This window comes from Neobacillus sp. Soil_C_43, assembly GCF_057656715.1.
This window is the reverse complement of record NZ_JBDGJV010000015.1, coordinates 33,601-50,910: the sequence shown is the minus strand read 5'-3', so window position 1 is coordinate 50,910 and position 17,310 is coordinate 33,601. Positions and strand designations below refer to the sequence as shown.

The window sequence follows — 17,310 nt, the reverse complement described above, 5'->3', positions numbered from 1 at the left end:
CAAGCGCTAATTTATTTAAAATACAAAATATCGTTGAGTGAAAATTGCTTGTTCACAATACCAAGGTGTTGAGCCGGAGTTAACTTTTTGTTATTTCCTTTTGATTTTGTTCTCGAACAAAAATTGTAGTAGGTTCGTAGGATGGTGACATCCATTTGAGCATACTTTGGATTAAAGTTTGCATAAATGTAGCTTTTGCCACTTCCTCTCGCCGTTACCAACGGTCTTTCAAGTACTGATAACCTTCTTCGAATCATTTGCATAAAATTGCTTGTCGGTCTGTCAGTGACTTTTAATAGCATATAGGCGACATATTCATCCGAATAGGAACTTATATCCGTTGTACAATCTACAGTAAAGTACCCTTGATCTGAAGGGGGAAGAGGATGTTCAATCGGTTTCTTTGCCCAAACTTTATAATTCTGTTTGCCATCAGATAAGACTTTGTACAACGGTTTTCTTTTTAATTCAAGTGAAACTTTTATTGTGGCTAATTTGTTTAGAGATTGTTCTTCAAATCCGTTCAATTCACCCCACGCCTTTAGTTTCAAAGCAGCCGAAATATGTTCACGGAATGCATCTTGAAGTGTCTTATCCCGGTCTGTTTTACATAAAAATGATGAACATTATCTAATTGAATCTCCTCGTTGAATACACGATAAATAGACTTCATTATCGTTTCGTCCTCATCGGATACAAATCGCCATTTCTTGGAATGAAGAGTTTGTTTTATCAACCAAAGATGAGCTAGAGCTGTGTAATTTGAATTGGTATGTAAACCATCAATGTATTTGTTTCCCCTTTGAAATTCGTTAAGAGATAACTCATATTCAAGTTCCGTTTTGAGGTGCTTTTCTTAAAATATGTGCCGAAATGACAGTCGTATTGGCATCGTTATTGGTATACAAAAACCTTATTTATATATTGTGATACAGTTCACCGGAATCCATCAAAATGAGCTTCTCTTGGATTTTCGAGATATACTCACTCCCTTTTAAATAAGATGTCTTGTCCTTAATCGAGTAACCAGCAAAAGTAAAATAAGCGGAGATTTTTCGGTTAGATGCAGAATGGAGCTCGTTTCGTGGTATATAAGGGGAGTTTTTCCGATTATACAAAGCAAAATCTCCCATTTTCGAATTTTTCGAGTCAATAGGCGGAATCTCTCCGTCTATTTAAGATTTTTTTAATAATAATTACTAATTAAGCGAGATTTTTCCGTCTATTTATCAGATCGAGTGGTTAACCTGATCCCCCAACCGATAAGTGCGGACCCTCTTGATCCTAGAAGCGGGAATCAGCAGCTTTTTATCGACCAGCTTATAACTCAAAACGGCACTGCAAATGACAGAAGTATTGACCCTCTTTTTTAATTGTACAATACTTATTGACCATAATAATAATGATGTCAATCGCTATGTCAAAGTTAATGAAATTTCGTAGAAACCTTGATAAATAAAGAAAAAGACGTATGCCAATTCATACGTCAATTCTTGTGTCTTTTAATAAGAAAGCACCCGAAAACGGAACCCTTTAACTTGATTCTGCCAGCTTCTGTTTATCTTTTTTGCAATTCCTGTTGCAATAATTGGTTGACCAGTTGTGGGTTGGCCTGTCCTTTTGTTGCTTTCATCAGCTGACCAACAAGGAAGCCAACTGCTTTACTTTTTCCATCCTTAAAATCCTCTACTGATTTCGGATTGGCATCAAGTACTTCTGCTATAATTTTTAGAAGAGTGCCCTCATCGGAAATTTGCACAAGTCCTTTGTCCTTAACGATTTGCTCTGCATCGCCACCGTTTTCAATTAACTCTTTAAAAACAGTTTTCGCGATTTTAGAAGAAATTGTGCCATTTTCAATCAGCTTAATCATACTCGCTAACCCTTCTGGAGTTAACGCAACTTTATCAAGTTCTTTCCCTTCCGCATTCAGATAGGCAGAAACGTCTCCCATTATCCAGTTCGATGCAAGCTTGGCATCCGCTCCACCAGCTACTGTTTCCTCAAAGAAATCAGCCATTTCTTTCGTCACGGTCAATACCTTGGCATCGTAGACAGGCAGACCTAGTTCTTCGATATATCGTTTCTGACGCTGGTCTGGCAGTTCAGGGATTTCAGCACGGATTCGTGCCTTCCAGTCCTCGTCAATATATAAATCCAGTAAGTCCGGCTCTGGGAAGTAACGATAATCATCTGAGCCTTCTTTTACACGCATGAGAAGGGTTGCACCCGTCGCCTCGTCAAAGCGGCGTGTTTCCTGATCAATTGTCCCACCTGATGAAACCACTTCTCGCTGACGCTTCTCTTCGTATTCAAGACCTTTGCGAACAAAATTGAATGAGTTTAAGTTCTTTAACTCCGCCTTTGTTCCAAATTCCTCTTGCCCCACAGGACGAATGGAGATATTCGCATCACAACGGAGTGAACCTTCTTCCATTTTACAATCAGAAACACCTGTATATTGAATAATTGACTTTAATTTTTCCAGATAGGCATATGCTTCATCAGGAGTGCGGATATCCGGCTCGGAAACGATTTCTACAAGCGGCGTTCCCTGACGATTATAATCGCAAAGTGAATAGCCTTTTTCATGATTTAGCTTACCTGCATCCTCTTCCAGATGGATTCTTGTAATACCAATCTTTTTCGTATAGCCGTTTACCTCAATTTCAATCCAGCCATGCTCTCCAATTGGTTTGTCAAATTGGGAGATTTGGTAGGCTTTCGGATTGTCTGGGTAAAAGTAGTTTTTTCGGTCAAACTTCGTGTGAGTAGCTACTTCACAATTCAAAGCCATAGCTGCTTTCATACCGAATTCAACTGCCTTTTTATTTAAGACAGGAAGAACTCCAGGATAGCCTAAATCAATGACACTTGTATTTGAATTTGGCTCCGCACCAAAATGGTTTGGACTCGCTGAGAAAATTTTTGATTCCGTTTTTAACTCTACATGGACCTCAAGTCCAATGACTGTTTCAAATTCCATCATTTCACCCCCTACAATTCTGGCTTCTGTTTATGAAAGTTGGTTGCCTGTTCAAATGCATGGGCAACACGGTAAATGGTCGTCTCATCAAAATGCTTACCGATGATTTGTAAGCCTAATGGCAGACCCGCATCAAATCCACATGGAACGGAGATTCCTGGAACACCCGCAAGGTTTACCGGAATGGTTAAAATGTCATTCACATACATCGTTAGTGGGTCGTCGATGTTTTCACCAATTTTAAAAGCAGGCGTTGGTGTAGTTGGTCCAATAATGACATCATAGTTTGCAAACACATCTTCAAAATCCTTCTTGATGAGTGTTCGAACCTGCTGCGCCTTTTTATAATACGCATCATAATATCCAGAGCTTAACGCAAACGTACCTAGCATAATCCGGCGTTTGACTTCATCCCCAAAGCCCTCTGCCCGCGTCTTTTTATATAAATCGATTAAGCTTTCCGCATCCTGTGCACGATAGCCATAACGAACACCATCAAATCGGGCAAGGTTCGCTGATGCTTCAGAAGATGAAAGCAAGTAATAGGTTGCAAGTGCGTATTTGGAATGTGGAAGCGAAACCTCTTCCCAAACAGCCCCAAGACCTTCAAGTACCTTCAATGCGTCTAGTACCGATTGACGGACAGATTCACTGACACCTTCACCGAGATATTCTTTTGGAACCGCAATTTTCAGACCCTTTACGTCACCAGTTAAAGCGCCAGCGAAGTTTGGTACATCCACATTTGCTGAAGTAGAGTCCATCGGGTCTAACCCAGAAATTGCTTGCAGGAGAAAGGCATTGTCTTCAACCGTTCTAGTAATTGGTCCTATCTGGTCAAGTGAGGAGGCAAATGCCACAAGACCGAATCGGGACACACGGCCATAGGTTGGTTTCATCCCAACTACTCCACAAAAAGAAGCAGGCTGGCGGATCGAACCACCAGTATCAGATCCTAGCGAAAAGAGAACCTCTCCGGAAGCAACTGATGCCGCTGAACCACCTGATGATCCTCCTGGAACTGTATCAAGATTCCATGGATTACGTGTTTTTTTGTAGTAAGAGTTTTCGTTCGAGGAACCCATGGCAAACTCGTCCATGTTTAATTTACCGATCGTCACAGTTTCCGCTTGCTGCAGTTTCTGAACAACGGTCGCATCATAGATAGGATCAAAGTTTTCTAGTATTTTACTCGCACAAGTGGTGCGGAGTCCTTTTGTCACCATATTATCTTTTAAACCGATCGGCATGCCAAAAAGCAACCCTTTTTCGGCTCCGGAGTTTAGCTTATCATCCATCATTTTGGCGGTTGCTCTTGCCCGCTCTTCGTCCAATGTTAAAAAGGCTTGTACCTTTTCCTCCACCTGACCAATTCGTGTGAACGATTCATTGACGAGGTCGGAAACTTTTAGTTCTTTTTTATGTAAAAGCTCATGCAAATCTGAAACTTTATAATCAAATAAACTCACTTTTTTCCCTCCTTACTCTCCCAAAATCGATGGCACCTTGATCTGTCCATCTTGATGTTCCGGTGCATTTTTTAGCACCTCTTCACGAGGCAGTCCTGGTTGTGGAACATCCTCACGCAATACATTTTTCATGTCAAGCACGTGATAAGTTGGCTCTACATTTGTTGTATCTAATTCATTCAGCTGTTCAGCAAAAGAAATAATGGCATCCAACTGCTTTGTAAACTTTTCTGCCTCTTCCTCGGTGATTGCTAACCGTGCCAGGTTCGCCACATGTTTCACCTGCTCATTTGAAATTCGTGACATCTCAGATTACCTCCAATCCCAATTTTCGTTATTATTTTAATATTGATGATACCAAACTTTTCCGCTTTACCGCAATGATTCCTTCATCATTATTAACAAAAGAATAGAGTTTTAGATTGGTTCCACAAATAATCTTTGTTTTTCATACTTACGACACTGACAGGTAATACCATATCCTTTATAATGTTCTCAGAAGAAAGAACTGGGAGAGTTATGGAATGAAGAAGCGAAGACGGAAGAAGTTCAAAACCTTTTTCGTACTATTTTTAGTTTTTTGCGCCTTAGCGATGTTTCAAAATTATTTTCAAAAACCAATTTCAACCCCTATAGATAAAAAAGATCCATTTGCTGATGTAAAAAAATATAGTCCCTTGATCCAACAAGAACTAGCAAAATATCATCTTGAAAGTCAGACCCACGTTCTTATTGCTCTCATGCAGCAGGAAAGCCATGGGAAGGGCGGGGATCCGATGCAGGCCTCTGAATCAGCCGGTTTAGCCAGAAACTCGATTACCGACCCGAAGCAAAGTATTCAAGTCGGGGTGAAGCATTTTCAACGGGTATTCACTTATGGCAATCAGAAAAAAGTAGATTTTCCTACTATTATACAGGCCTACAATATGGGCATCGGGTATGTGGATTACGTGGCGGAGCACGGCGGCAAACATAGTGAAGAGTTAGCAAAACAATTTTCTCTTCTTCAAGTAAAAAAGAAGCCAACTCTTTATACATGCGGGGGAAATAAAAATAATTTCCGCTATCCTTACTGCTATGGCGATTTTACCTATAGCACAAAGGTTACAAAAAATATTCAATTATTGGCTGATAGTATTCCAGTCACCGGCTCGGAAAGCGAAAAACCAACCAGTGGATCTTTTTAATCGATTCATCGGTTGGTTTTTTTTCTAAAATTAATAATACGCAAGAGAAGTTTAGCTGGAATATACCCCAACATTCCGCCAAATGTATTTAAAATCAGGTCATCTACATCGAAACTGCCAAACTCAAATAATAATTGTAGAATCTCGAATGTCAAACTCAAGCAAAAGGAAGCAAGCATCACAGCGCTAAGTCTTTGAAACTTTTTCATCAGCAATGGTAAGATAAAACCGAACGGGATAAAACCAATCACATTCCCTGCTAAGTTCTCAATACGAATATTCAAGTTAACATCCGCTATGTAGAGATAAAAAAAGATTGTTTTAAACGGGACAAAGTTATTTGAACGCCAATGATATTCGTCATAAGTGAAATTGAAATGATGGATGATTTCTGTTAAAGCGATATATTTAAATAATATTAATTTCGTTAGGACGGCTAAATATAGGCAAAGTATGATTATTAATAATAGTTTAAAGATAATTTTCATTCATTTAATACTCCCTAAAAATTTACAACACCACTTAACGGTACCATATTTTTTTAATAGAGTGTACCGTTATTTTAATTAACTAGGAGGAATCTTTCATGGCAGAACATCATTTCCATTTGTACGCAAACTGGCCAGGTTTACGCAATGACGTAGGAGAAATTGAAGCAGGTAATTTAAAAACCAAAGTATCCATTCCACCAGAAATGAATGGACCGGGAGTGGGAACTAACCCTGATGAAATGCTCTTGGGCGCCGCTGCCACCTGTTATATCATTACCCTTGCAGCGATGATGGAACGCAGTAAATTGCAAAAAGAAAACCTCACGATGGAATCTGTGGGAATTGTCGATGTAACAATGGGCGTCATTACCTATAAAAAGATTATTCACCGACCGCTGATCGTACTGAACCACGATGCTACTGAAAAAGACATCGAATTGGCTTATACACTTGCCAAAAAAGCAGAAACCTCCTGTATGATCAGCCGCGCCATCAAAGGAAATGTGGAAATTGAGCTGCATGCATCTGTAATCAAAAGCGGGGACAGTCCCTCACTGCGCTAAAGCGCCGGGGGACTGTCCCCAAACTCCATATGTGGTTTTTCCTTTTTATAGTAATCTAGTCTATCTTGCAGTGTCCCTGTGTGGAATTCAAATTTGTGACCATCCGGATCGGTGAAGTAAATTGACTTTTTATCTTTTTCATCCCTTGGCCGACTAGGTAGAATGTTGACCTTTAATTTTTGTAGCTTCTGGTACATTTTTGTATAGTCCTCTTCTTCGATTGAAAAGGCAATGTGGGTGTAGGACTGGCAAATTTCATTTCTGGGAACATCCTTTTCAAGGTTAAGCGCGAGCCAGAGACCATTCAATTCAAAATAAGCCGTACTTCTCCCCTTCACAAGTAGCTTAGCGTCAAAAACATTCTGGTAAAATTCAATCGATTTCTCTAAGTTTGAAACTGAAAATAGCAAATGGTTGATTCCTTTTATTGACATACGATCACCACTTCTTTTTTCCATTATTATACAACATAAAAAAAGCCCTTAGTATCGTGGAGTGACTACGAGCCTTTTGATTTTGCTACCTATTAAAGAGTTTAGCAAAAAAACCCTTACTTTTTTTAGCCTCTTCTTGTACCGCTATTTTCTTTGTTATATAGATTTCTTCCTTATCGATCGCATGATCCATCGCTAACACTAATCCTATTTCTGAATCGTGTTCTTTATTGGTCACGATCGTGTGCTCTATTTTTTGTTTGTTCGCCATTTTTACATACTTTGAAAGATCCTCATAGCTCATATTTCCATTTAAAAATAAGTGAGCCTGTGGATTTTCTTTCATTAATTGTTCTATCTGCGGATAAACTTCTGTTTCGGCTACTTGGCTCTTTTTCATGGCGACAATAATCCTTTCTCGTAAAGTCCCTAAGTATTTGCGCCGCTCATCCGGTTTTGTCTCTATCGCTCCATAAATCCCCTGCTGCAACACTTCATCAACCGTAGGCTTTTTCAAATAATTCAACTCCATTTAAAAGGCTATTACTATGTATGATAATACCCTATAAAACGTTACTTACCAAAAATGTGGGGGTTGGCCGTAAAATTAACAAAATGTTCATACTTCTCACTCGCTATTTTTTATAAGATTAACTTAGAGAATAAGAAAGGATGTGGAGTATGCCTTATAAAGTTAGAATTGAATCAGATGAGATAAAGATTTGGAGGATTTTAAACAGTCGCATGCATCTCACGGTTGATGAGCAGAAGAACTTTTTATATCTCGAAAAAGGCTTTGCCGGTGAAGTCCAGTTTGATTTGTACACGGAGAAGCTCCAGAGTAAGCCCTTGATACTAAATGATTTGCTCCTCGAAAGTAACAAATCTAAATTTCAGATTGATTCCACACTTATGTTTCCAAAGACCATATATGTTTTTGAAGTCAAAAATATCGAAGGTGACTATATTTACGAAAATGGCAATTTCTCTGCTCTTTATGGAAAGGGAAAGGAAATTAAAAATCCTCTAGATCAACTAAAGCGAATTAAATCCTTATTGCGACAATTACTTCAGAACCTAGGATATCATTATAACGTTGAGGGATATGTTGTTTTTATTAATCCCTCGTTTACCCTTTATCAATCCCCAAAAGATGAACCCATTATCTACTTATCCCAATTGAATCGTTTTATGAAAAAACTAAATGATCTCCGCTGCCAAATAACTAAACAAGATAAAGAACTTGCAGACAAGCTTGTAGCTTTGCACCAGATAGAATCTCCCTATACACGAATCCGTCCATACAAGTATGAGGAGCTAAAAAAGGGACCAACATGCCAAATGTGCCACTCTTCTTCGCTCTCCGTTTGTGGTAAGAAGTTTGTGTGTGATGATTGTGGGTGCGAAGAGTTGGTGGAATCGGTAATTTTGCGAGGTGTAGGGGAATTGCAGCTTCTGTTTCCAGGTATAGGAATTACTACCAATTTAGTTTATGAGTGGTGTGAGGGTGCTGGGTCAAAAAAGAGAATCAGCAGGGTTCTAAGTCGACATTTTAGTGTGACCGGAGTTCATCAATGGGCTTATTATGAGTAATCTTGGTTTTTTTGAATGAAAGACATTTTTCATCTGAATCTATTTCATTTTGTCCTTCAGCCACCTCATGAAGGACAGTTTTCATCTGAATCTACTTCATTTTGTCCTTCATCCACCTCATGAAGGACAGAATTCGTTAGAATCTACTACATTTTGTCTTTCATCCACCTCATGAAGGACAGTTTTCATCTGAATCTATTTCATTTTGTCCTTCATCCACCTCATGAAGGACAGTTTTCATCTGAATCTATTTCATTTTGTCCTTCATCCACCCGATGAAGGACAGTTTTCATCTTAATCTACTTCATTTTGTCCTTCATCCACCTCATGAAGGACAGTTTTCAGCTTAATCTACTACATTTTGTCCTTCATCCACCCGATGAAGGACAGTTTTCATCTTAATCTACTTCATTTTGTCTTTCATCTTCTAAATTAACATGAAAACACCAGTCTATCTTTATATAAAACAACAAAAACCCTCCCCCCCAAAAAGGAGAGAAGGGTCCCGCCCAAGCCATACCACAAACCACATGGCCACGGCCACAAACTTATTTCTTCCCAGTAAACTGCTCTTCCTCAGTAGAACCCTTCAACGCCGTTGTCGAAGATGTTCCACCTGTAATCACCATAGATACCTGATCAAAGTACCCTGTACCAACCTCACGTTGGTGACGAGTTGCAGTGTAGCCGTATTGCTCGCTGTCGAACTCAGATTGTTGCAATTCAGAGTAAGCCGCCATGCCGCGCTCCTTGTAGCCACGGGCAAGCTCGAACATGCTGTGGTTCAAAGCATGGAAACCAGCAAGCGTTACGAACTGGAACTTGTAACCCATTTTTCCAAGCTCCACTTGGAACTTAGCAATCGTTTCCTGATCCAATTTCTTTTTCCAGTTAAACGATGGTGAACAGTTGTAAGCGAGAAGTTTGCCAGGGAATTGCTCATGAATCGCTTCCGCAAACTGTCTTGCTTCCTCAATGTTCGGCTCAGAAGTCTCGCACCAGATCAAGTCTGCATATGGCGCATAAGCTAAACCGCGAGCAATCGCTTGATCAATCCCGGCTTTCACTCGGAAAAATCCTTCTGGTGTACGGTCTCCCGTAATAAACGGTGCATCATTCATATCAATATCACTTGTGATTAAATCCGCTGCATTCGCATCCGTACGGGCAACTAATACGGTTGGAACGCCCATAACATCTGCCGCCAAACGAGCAGCAATTAAGTTGCGAACCGCTGTTTGAGTTGGAAGCAATACTTTACCACCTAAGTGTCCGCATTTTTTCTCGGAGGAAAGCTGATCTTCAAAATGGACGCCGGAAGCACCCGCTTCAATCATACCCTTCATCAACTCGAAACAGTTTAACTGTCCGCCAAAGCCTGCTTCAGCATCGGCCACAATTGGAGCAAACCAATCGATCGAGTTGTCTCCTTCCGAATGAGTGATTTGATCGGCGCGCTGTAACGCCTGGTTGATTCGCTTAACCACACTTGGAACACTGTTCGCTGGGTATAAGCTTTGGTCCGGATACATATGACCGGAAAGGTTTGCATCGGCTGCTACTTGCCAGCCGCTTAAGTAGATGGCTTTAAGCCCTGCTTTTACTTGCTGTACTGCCTGATTTCCTGTTAGGGCACCTAGTGCATTCACATAGTCCTCTTCATGTAAAAGCTTCCATAGCTTCTCAGACCCTTTGCGAGCCAAAGTATGTTCGATATCAACTGAACCGCGCAGCTTGATAACATCCTCAGCTGTGTACGGTCTTGTAATCCCTTTCCAACGGCTATCCATTTCCCAGCTTTCTTGTAACCCAGCAACTCTTTGATCTGTCATTTTCATTTCCTCCTAGTAATCTATTATTTTTTTGATAAAAATAAACACAACAATCTATAACAGTTCATATCCAGGGAGTGTTAAAAATTCTGCAAATTCCTCATTGAAAATCAACCCATCAAACAATTTCACTGCTTCATCAAATCGTCCGTTTTCGAAAGCTACAGTCCCAATTTCTTGTTTGATTTTTTCTAATTCTTCTACCTTCAATTCCTCATACATTTCAAAGGTTACTTTTCTGCCATCTTTTAATATGCCTTTCGGATGGCGAATCCATTGCCAAAGCTGCGCCCGTGAAATCTCTGCCGTTGCCGCATCCTCCATTAAGTTGTAAATTGGAGCTGCGCCTCTGCCTGATAACCAGGAAGCCACATATTGAATGCCCACATTGATGTTCGTGCGTACCCCTTCTTCTGTAATGGTTCCGCCTGGTACCTCTAATAAATCTTGGGCATTGATCGTGATTTTTTGCTGCTTCGATGTATGGATTTGATTTGGTGTCGGCATTTCACGATTGAACACTTCCATTGCCACCGGAACAAGTCCTGGATGGGCAACCCATGTACCATCGTGTCCGTCACGTGCTTCGCGCTCTTTATCTGCTCTTACCTTGGCAAAGGCCTCTTCGTTGGCCTGCGGGTTATTCTTAACCGGTATTTGTGCTGCCATTCCTCCCATTGCCGGCGCTTTCCGACGATGACAAGTTTGAATGGTAAGTAAGGAGTACGAACGCATAAACGGTGCGGTCATCGTCACTTGAGAACGATCAGGAAGAATAACATCCTTCTGATGACGAAGCTTTTTAATGAAGCTGAAAATATAATCCCATCTTCCGCAGTTTAAGCCGGCTGAGTGTTCTTTTAATTCATAAAGAATTTCATCCATTTCAAAGGCAGCCATAATGGTTTCGATTAATACAGTTGCTTTGATTGTTCCTTGGTCTACACCTAGCTTTTCTTGGGCGTAAACAAAGACATCGTTCCATAGCCTTGCTTCTAAATGGCTTTCAAGCTTCGGCAGGTAAAAATATGGTCCAGAGCCTCTTGCAAGTAATTCCTTCACATTGTGGTAAAAGTACAAACCAAAATCTAAAAAGCTTCCGGAGATAGGCTTGCCATCTAATAACACGTGCTTCTCCTCTAGGTGGAGTCCTCGAGGTCTTACAATGAGGACGGCTGTTTCCTTCTTCAGTTCGTATCTCTTCCCATTCGGGTTTTCAAATGAAATTGTCCGCTTTACTGCATCTCTAAGGTTGATTTGTCCTTCGACGGCATTTTCCCAAGTGGGTGAAGTGGCATCCTCGAAATCTGCCATAAATAGTTTTGCACCAGAGTTCAAAGCATTGATAACCATTTTCCGGTCAGTCGGTCCTGTAATTTCCACCCTGCGATCTTGAAGGTCTTTTGGTAGCGGAGCGATTGTCCATTCTCCGTTACGGATGTGTTTTGTCTCAGGGAGGAAGCCTGGCAATTTACCATTGTCAGTTTCCTCTTGGCGTTTTGTCCTGTACTGCAACAGTTCTACTCTTCTTCCGCCAAACTTTCTCTCTAACTCTTCAATAAAATTCAATGCCCCAGGTGTTAAAATCTCATCATACTGGGCTTTTAGAGCCCCAACCACTTCAATACCAGTCGTTTGCGTTGACATGAACTTGATCACCTCTTTGTTATAATACAGTATCTATCCTCGTTTTGTATTATATAACACGTTTTTCAAAAATGGAACCACTTTTCTGAAAATTTTATAAAAATAGGTAAATAATCCCTTACATTCTATTTTTTAAACACAAAAAAAGCCTGAATGACAATCCAGACTTGTTTTTAACAAAATAAAATTTAGGTATATATGCCTACGCACAATCTATAATAAACGCTGAAAATCCTCTTCCCTATCTTCACTTATTAAAAATTCCTCACTTACAATGGCTGTTAACAGTTTCTTTTTTAGAGAGGAATCTTTCACCTCTTTTAAAATCCATTGCCTTTTTGAAAAAAGAAAATCGAGATAGTCACTGTATTGCTCATCAAATTGCTGTTCTAGTTGTTCCCTAATCTTCCCTGCAAGGATAGGGCTCGCTCCGCCTGTGGACACAGTTATACTTAATCGGCCTCTTTGTACCTGCGCCGGGACATGAAAATCGGAACCTTCAGGATCATCCACAACCATGACGAGTTGATGGTTTTTCGCTACACTTCTCACAAACTGATTTACACCCTCATCATTTGTAGCGGCAAAGACCAGAAACGCATCCTGAATATCATCCTTCGAAAAAGTTTTTTCCAGCCAGATGATGTCACCATCCCTTGCAAGCCTTAAAAGATCATCAGTTAATTCAGGACTCACCACGGAAACAAGAGCACCAGTGCCGAGAAGCCCCTTCACTTTGCGCTCCGCTACTTTTCCTCCGCCAACAACCACTGTTTTTTTCCCATTTAAGCGCAGCATAATCGGATAATTAGTAGTCATCTCCTTACGCTTCACACCCTTTATCAACCGGCAATGCCAGATAGGCAACCAGGCCTTCTTTTGTCGCTTGAGCCGGCATCCCGGTTGTTGGAAGACCCGCTTTTATGACTGCCGCCTGAGTTTGTAGGCCCATGCTGACTACCTGCATTTCTCTTAAAAGAGATACAGTATCGAACCCGCATTCACTTAAAGCATCGACAAAGGTTTCAACCGATGAACTGCTCGGGAACACCACTGTATTTACATCCGCTTCTTCGAGCATACGTTTAAAAATAGGCAGGAATTGTACGTCTAGTTCTTTTTGGCTTGTAACCATCAATTCAGCCTTCACAAAGCCTTTCTTCAAGATACTCGCATCACCGACAATAAGCATATCTTCCGAATCGACCATCTCTTCTGTGAGTTTAGCTAAAAATCCGCGGTCCTTTAATGCCTTCATCGATTTAATGGAAGCAACGAAAAAGCCTGCTCGAATGCTCCGAATGTCGATTTCCTGTTCTACCACAGCCTTAAAAAATTCCGCTACACTTTCAGGTGAAGCGAATACAATTTTTTCATATGCAGTAATATTTGTTAGGTCTAAAGGCAAGGCCGTCTTTTTCCATTTCGGAAACTCAATGATATCTGCTCCTTGAGTCATTAATTCACTAGCTAATTCACTAGGACTGGCACTCGTTCTTGCAAGCAGGATTTGTCGTCCGTATAATGGCTTTTTCTCGAACCAGCTTATTTTTTCACGAAGAGAAATGACTTCCCCCACTAAAATGATTGCTGGGTTACTGAATTTGGCTTCCAAGACCTTTTCCGAAATATCTGCTAATGTTCCTTGCAGGGTCTTCTGACGGCCGAATGTTCCCCATTGGATCAATATAACAGGTGTCGTTGCCGGCTTTCCATGGGTCATGAGATTCTCACAGATAAATGGTAAATTTCCAACTCCCATGTAAAAAGCAATCGTATCCACACCACGGGCAAGACCTTCCCAGTCGAGCTTCGGCTTGCCGTTTTGAGACTTATCGTGGGCAGTGACAACAGCAAAGGACTCTGCATGTTCACGGTGTGTTACTGGAATTCCAGCATACAGGGGGGCTGCAATCCCTGATGAAATGCCAGGGACGATCTCAAAGGGTATTTGATATTGGGCAAGGGCTGCCGCTTCTTCTCCGACTCTGCCAAACACACCGGGGTCGCCGCCTTTTAAGCGGACTACAATTTTACCTTCCAGCCCCTTTTCCACTAAAAGATCATTGATGTTCTCTTGGCGTAAAATATGGCGGTCAGGTAATTTCCCACAATAAATGAGTTCGCAATCTTCCGGTGCAAACTCTAACAGTTTAGGATTTGCAAGCCGGTCATATAGAATAACTTCGGCTTGCTTGATTGCTTCCAACCCTCTAACCGTTATTAAACCAACATCCCCTGGCCCTGCTCCTACTAAAAACACTTTCCCCTTCTTCATCCTGCAGCCATCCTTCCACTATGCTTTGTTGGGGACAGTCCCCTGCTGCTTTAAAGCAGCGGGGGACTGTCCCCCCCTTTTATACTATGATGAACACAATATCTTCTTTTATTTCTACTTTAAAGGTTTTTACTTGACCTTGGTCTGGTGCCTGAACTTTTCCATCCACTAATGAAATTTTCCAATCGTAAACTGGGCAATATACATAGTCTCCGCTGACCATCCCTTCGGAGAGGACTCCGCCCTTCGGATGGGGACTGCGATTTTCAAGTGCATAGACACCGCCGTTTGATACTTTAAATAGAGCAATTTCTTGATTATCGATTTTTATAGAATACCCTGTTCTACCCTTCAGATTGGAGTAGTGTACGACTGGAATGCGAGTTAGTGTTTCAATCATTTGAATTCACTCCCAACTGTGATCATACGTTTTGCATAATATTTATCTTGGATTTCTTCACTTTGAATCGCTTCGTTCCAAGGCTCAATATACTTTCTCAATGTCTGATCCATTCGCTCATTTAAGGCTTTTCGTGTCGCTTCATCAGCCAATACTTCCTTCACATGCTCTAAGCTCATTCGTTCTACCCATTTAGACGTCCGCTCCAGGTAGTTGGCTGTTTCACGGTAGTATTGCAGGTAAGCACCTGTCATTTCCATAACCTCTTCCTGCGTTTTCACCGTACACAGCAGGTCACCAGGGCGAAGGTCTACGCCACCGTTTCCAGCCACATAAATCTCCCAACCGCCGTCGATTCCTACGAAACCAATGTCCTTGATTCCTGCTTCGGAACAGTTTCTTGGGCAGGCTGACACACCCATTTTTACTTTATGAGGTGTATCAAGACGTTCGAATTTCTTCTCCAATTCGATGCCAAGTGCCATTGAATCTTGGGTACCATACCGGCAGAACTGAGCGCCCACACAGGTCTTAACGGTGCGCAGTGTCTTTCCGTACGCATACCCAGATGGCATATCAAGCTCTTCCCACATCTGTGGCAGGTCTTCTTTTTTCACACCGAACAACCCAATCCGCTGTCCACCCGTTAATTTTACTAATGGTACATCGTATTTTTCAGCTACTTCAGCAATTTTTTTCAAATCAGCCGCTGTTGTGACCCCACCGTACATTCTTGGTACAACGGAATATGTCCCATCCTTCTGTATGTTCGCATGCATTTTCTCATTCACCAGTCGGGAATCACGGTCATCTTTATATTCATCCATATGAATCATGCCAAGGTAATAGTTAATGGCCGGGCGACATTTTGTACAGCCTTCTTCATTGTTCCATTCCAGCACGTTCATAACTTCTTTCACGCTAGTTAAGCCTTTAACCTTAATCTCTTCCACCAATTCCTCACGGCTTATGGTTGTACAGCTGCAAATGCTTGTCTTTTGGGCAGCAGCCGCATCGAATTGATCACCGAGTGTATAGGCAAGAATGTTGCTGACCATTGGTTTACAGCGTCCGCAAGAGCGGCCTGCATTTGTACAATGGCTCACTTGATCCAGTGTGGTTAATCCTTGGGTTTTGATGGCTTCCACAATCGCACCTTTTGTGACACCGTTACAGCCGCAAACCAATTCATCATTTGGCATGGAAGCAACATCATCGCTTCCTCCTTCACCAGTGCATTCCGATTGAAGCACTGAAATGCTCGTCATTCCGCTGATATCTTCTTTTTTCGTTAACATTCGGTACAGCTTCGTGCTATCCTTCGTATCTCCATATAATACCACACCAACAATGACGTTGTTTCTTGTTAAAATCTTTTTATAGACGCCGTCATATTCGTTGTAAACCATAATGGATTTGGTTGATCCATCTTCAAAAATCTCTCCAGCAGAGAATAGATCCACACCAGCAACCTTTAATTGTGTTCCTGTAACAGACCCTTGATACGGTTCACCCACATTTCCACAAATCCGGCTTGCCAGTACTTTTCCTTGTTCATAGAGTGGAGCAACCAATCCATAAACAATTTCTCTATGCTCTGCACACTCACCAACTGCGTACACATTTGGCACGCTAGTTTCCATGAAATCACTCACGACAATTCCGCGATTCACGTAAATGCCGCTTTCCCTCGCTACCTGTGTATTCGATTTAATCCCAATGGCCATAACGACAAGGTCTGCTTCTACCTCGGAGCCATCTTTAAAACGAAGGCCTTTGACCTGTTCATCCCCAAGGATTTCGACGGTTTCTTTTTCCATCAAGAAGTTCATGCCCTGTGACTCCAGCTCCGTTTTCAGTAGGGAAGAAGCAATCGGATCCAACTGGCGCTCCATTAAGTTCGGCATAAGATGAACCACATCCACCTGCATGCCTAAGTTAAGTAGTCCTCTTGCAGCTTCCAGTCCGAGCAGCCCACCTCCAATGACGGCTGCCTTTTTGTACTGCTTCGCCGATTTGATCATCATTTCACAATCTTTGATATCACGAAATCCGGTGACACCGATTTTGCCTGCACCTGGAATCGGTAGAATGAAAGAATTCGATCCTGTTGCAATAATTAACTCATCATATTCTATTATCCTGCCTTGCTCAGAAATCACACGTTTTTGTTCTACATCAATTTTTGTTACCGCATCACCTGTAAATAGCTCAATATTATTCTCTTTATACCAATCTAGCGGATTGATAATAATATCTTCAAAGTTGGTATCGCCCTGAAGAATATTGGATAGCTTAATCCGATTGTAGTTTGGGTATGGTTCTTGTCCAAAAATAGTTATCTCAAATTGCTCAGGTGCTGTTTTGAGTATTTCTTCGATTGTTCTTACACCAGCCATTCCGTTTCCGATCATCACTAATTTTTTCATC

General features: G+C 41.3%; 17 protein-coding genes. 3 read left to right on the top strand and 14 right to left on the bottom strand.

Annotated elements, in window-relative coordinates:
• Window positions 1-11: 11 nt before the first annotated feature.
• From AC3A54_RS18525 to gatC, 5 genes are all read right to left on the bottom strand, one after another.
• Entirely contained in the window at window positions 12-527 is a 516-nt protein-coding gene (locus AC3A54_RS18525) for a hypothetical protein (protein ID WP_487655633.1), read from the bottom strand.
• Between the two features lie 390 nt (window positions 528-917).
• Complete coding sequence (locus tag AC3A54_RS18520) at window positions 918-1,118, bottom strand: hypothetical protein (protein WP_487655632.1); 201 nt, start codon at window positions 1,116-1,118, stop codon at window positions 918-920.
• A 440-nt stretch (window positions 1,119-1,558) separates the two neighbouring features.
• On the bottom strand, window positions 1,559-2,986 hold the full coding sequence (gene gatB / locus AC3A54_RS18515) for an Asp-tRNA(Asn)/Glu-tRNA(Gln) amidotransferase subunit GatB (protein WP_487655631.1): 1,428 nt from the start codon (window positions 2,984-2,986) through the stop codon (window positions 1,559-1,561).
• A gap of 11 nt (window positions 2,987-2,997) precedes the next feature.
• On the bottom strand, window positions 2,998-4,455 hold the full coding sequence (gatA, locus tag AC3A54_RS18510; protein ID WP_487655630.1) for an Asp-tRNA(Asn)/Glu-tRNA(Gln) amidotransferase subunit GatA: 1,458 nt from the start codon (window positions 4,453-4,455) through the stop codon (window positions 2,998-3,000).
• Between the two features lie 12 nt (window positions 4,456-4,467).
• On the bottom strand, window positions 4,468-4,761 hold the full coding sequence (gene gatC / locus AC3A54_RS18505) for an Asp-tRNA(Asn)/Glu-tRNA(Gln) amidotransferase subunit GatC (protein WP_308081378.1): 294 nt from the start codon (window positions 4,759-4,761) through the stop codon (window positions 4,468-4,470).
• 218 nt (window positions 4,762-4,979) lie between these two features.
• Here gatC and AC3A54_RS18500 point away from each other — a divergent pair, with 218 nt between their 5' ends.
• On the top strand, window positions 4,980-5,642 hold the full coding sequence (locus AC3A54_RS18500; protein WP_487655629.1) for a lysozyme family protein: 663 nt from the start codon (window positions 4,980-4,982) through the stop codon (window positions 5,640-5,642).
• Between the two features lie 5 nt (window positions 5,643-5,647).
• On the opposite strand, the gene AC3A54_RS18495 is transcribed toward AC3A54_RS18500, so the two are convergent.
• Window positions 5,648-6,130, bottom strand: a complete 483-nt coding sequence (locus AC3A54_RS18495) for a VanZ family protein (RefSeq protein WP_487655628.1) — start codon at window positions 6,128-6,130, stop codon at window positions 5,648-5,650.
• A 98-nt stretch (window positions 6,131-6,228) separates the two neighbouring features.
• Here AC3A54_RS18495 and AC3A54_RS18490 point away from each other — a divergent pair, with 98 nt between their 5' ends.
• On the top strand, window positions 6,229-6,696 hold the full coding sequence (locus tag AC3A54_RS18490; RefSeq protein ID WP_487655627.1) for an OsmC family protein: 468 nt from the start codon (window positions 6,229-6,231) through the stop codon (window positions 6,694-6,696).
• Here AC3A54_RS18490 and fosM read toward each other — a convergent pair.
• Together fosM and AC3A54_RS18480 are read right to left on the bottom strand one after the other, a co-directional pair.
• The gene (gene fosM / locus AC3A54_RS18485) at window positions 6,693-7,130 is read right to left on the bottom strand and encodes a FosM family fosfomycin resistance protein (protein ID WP_487655717.1); all 438 of its coding nucleotides are present in this window, start codon (window positions 7,128-7,130) and stop codon (window positions 6,693-6,695) included. The genes AC3A54_RS18490 and fosM overlap by 4 nt on opposite strands.
• An 85-nt stretch (window positions 7,131-7,215) precedes the next feature.
• Entirely contained in the window at window positions 7,216-7,647 is a 432-nt protein-coding gene (locus AC3A54_RS18480; RefSeq protein WP_487655626.1) for a YueI family protein, read from the bottom strand.
• A gap of 164 nt (window positions 7,648-7,811) precedes the next feature.
• Here AC3A54_RS18480 and AC3A54_RS18475 point away from each other — a divergent pair, with 164 nt between their 5' ends.
• Entirely contained in the window at window positions 7,812-8,723 is a 912-nt protein-coding gene (locus AC3A54_RS18475; RefSeq protein ID WP_487655625.1) for a nuclease-related domain-containing protein, read from the top strand.
• A 548-nt stretch (window positions 8,724-9,271) separates the two neighbouring features.
• Here AC3A54_RS18475 and aceA read toward each other — a convergent pair.
• From aceA to nirB, 6 genes are all read right to left on the bottom strand, one after another.
• Window positions 9,272-10,555, bottom strand: coding sequence for an isocitrate lyase (gene aceA / locus AC3A54_RS18470; RefSeq protein ID WP_308081385.1), 1,284 nt, complete (start codon window positions 10,553-10,555; stop codon window positions 9,272-9,274).
• Between the two features lie 54 nt (window positions 10,556-10,609).
• Window positions 10,610-12,202, bottom strand: coding sequence for a malate synthase A (aceB, locus tag AC3A54_RS18465; protein WP_487655624.1), 1,593 nt, complete (start codon window positions 12,200-12,202; stop codon window positions 10,610-10,612).
• 213 nt (window positions 12,203-12,415) lie between these two features.
• Window positions 12,416-13,036 carry an NAD(P)-binding protein gene (locus tag AC3A54_RS18460; RefSeq protein ID WP_487655623.1) on the bottom strand — a complete coding sequence of 207 codons (621 nt, stop codon included), beginning with the start codon at window positions 13,034-13,036 and terminating at the stop codon, window positions 12,416-12,418.
• Window positions 13,026-14,480, bottom strand: coding sequence for a uroporphyrinogen-III C-methyltransferase (gene cobA / locus AC3A54_RS18455; RefSeq protein WP_487655622.1), 1,455 nt, complete (start codon window positions 14,478-14,480; stop codon window positions 13,026-13,028). Before cobA ends, AC3A54_RS18460 begins: the two co-directional genes overlap by 11 nt.
• Window positions 14,481-14,559: 79 nt before the next feature.
• Window positions 14,560-14,880, bottom strand: a complete 321-nt coding sequence (gene nirD / locus AC3A54_RS18450; protein ID WP_335544480.1) for a nitrite reductase small subunit NirD — start codon at window positions 14,878-14,880, stop codon at window positions 14,560-14,562.
• Window positions 14,877-17,309 (bottom strand): nitrite reductase large subunit NirB, encoded by a 2,433-nt coding sequence (nirB, locus tag AC3A54_RS18445; protein ID WP_487655621.1) that lies wholly within the window; start codon window positions 17,307-17,309, stop codon window positions 14,877-14,879. The genes nirD and nirB overlap by 4 nt, the downstream gene beginning before the upstream one ends.
• Between the last annotated feature and the right edge of the window lies 1 nt (window position 17,310).

Bases quoted from the DNA above. Each gene is read 5' to 3' on its own strand.
- AC3A54_RS18490 (WP_487655627.1), top strand. From the start codon at position 6,229: ATGGCAGAACATCATTTCCATTTGTACGCAAACTGGCCAGGTTTACGC.
- aceB (WP_487655624.1), bottom strand. From the start codon at position 12,202: ATGTCAACGCAAACGACTGGTATTGAAGTGGTTGGGGCTCTAAAAGCC.
- AC3A54_RS18495 (WP_487655628.1), bottom strand. From the start codon at position 6,130: ATGAAAATTATCTTTAAACTATTATTAATAATCATACTTTGCCTATAT.
- gatC (WP_308081378.1), bottom strand. From the start codon at position 4,761: ATGTCACGAATTTCAAATGAGCAGGTGAAACATGTGGCGAACCTGGCA.
- aceA (WP_308081385.1), bottom strand. From the start codon at position 10,555: ATGACAGATCAAAGAGTTGCTGGGTTACAAGAAAGCTGGGAAATGGAT.
- nirD (WP_335544480.1), bottom strand. From the start codon at position 14,880: ATGATTGAAACACTAACTCGCATTCCAGTCGTACACTACTCCAATCTG.
- nirB (WP_487655621.1), bottom strand. From the start codon at position 17,309: ATGAAAAAATTAGTGATGATCGGAAACGGAATGGCTGGTGTAAGAACA.
- AC3A54_RS18500 (WP_487655629.1), top strand. From the start codon at position 4,980: ATGAAGAAGCGAAGACGGAAGAAGTTCAAAACCTTTTTCGTACTATTT.
- gatB (WP_487655631.1), bottom strand. From the start codon at position 2,986: ATGGAATTTGAAACAGTCATTGGACTTGAGGTCCATGTAGAGTTAAAA.
- fosM (WP_487655717.1), bottom strand. From the start codon at position 7,130: ATGTCAATAAAAGGAATCAACCATTTGCTATTTTCAGTTTCAAACTTA.
- AC3A54_RS18475 (WP_487655625.1), top strand. From the start codon at position 7,812: ATGCCTTATAAAGTTAGAATTGAATCAGATGAGATAAAGATTTGGAGG.
- cobA (WP_487655622.1), bottom strand. From the start codon at position 14,480: ATGAAGAAGGGGAAAGTGTTTTTAGTAGGAGCAGGGCCAGGGGATGTT.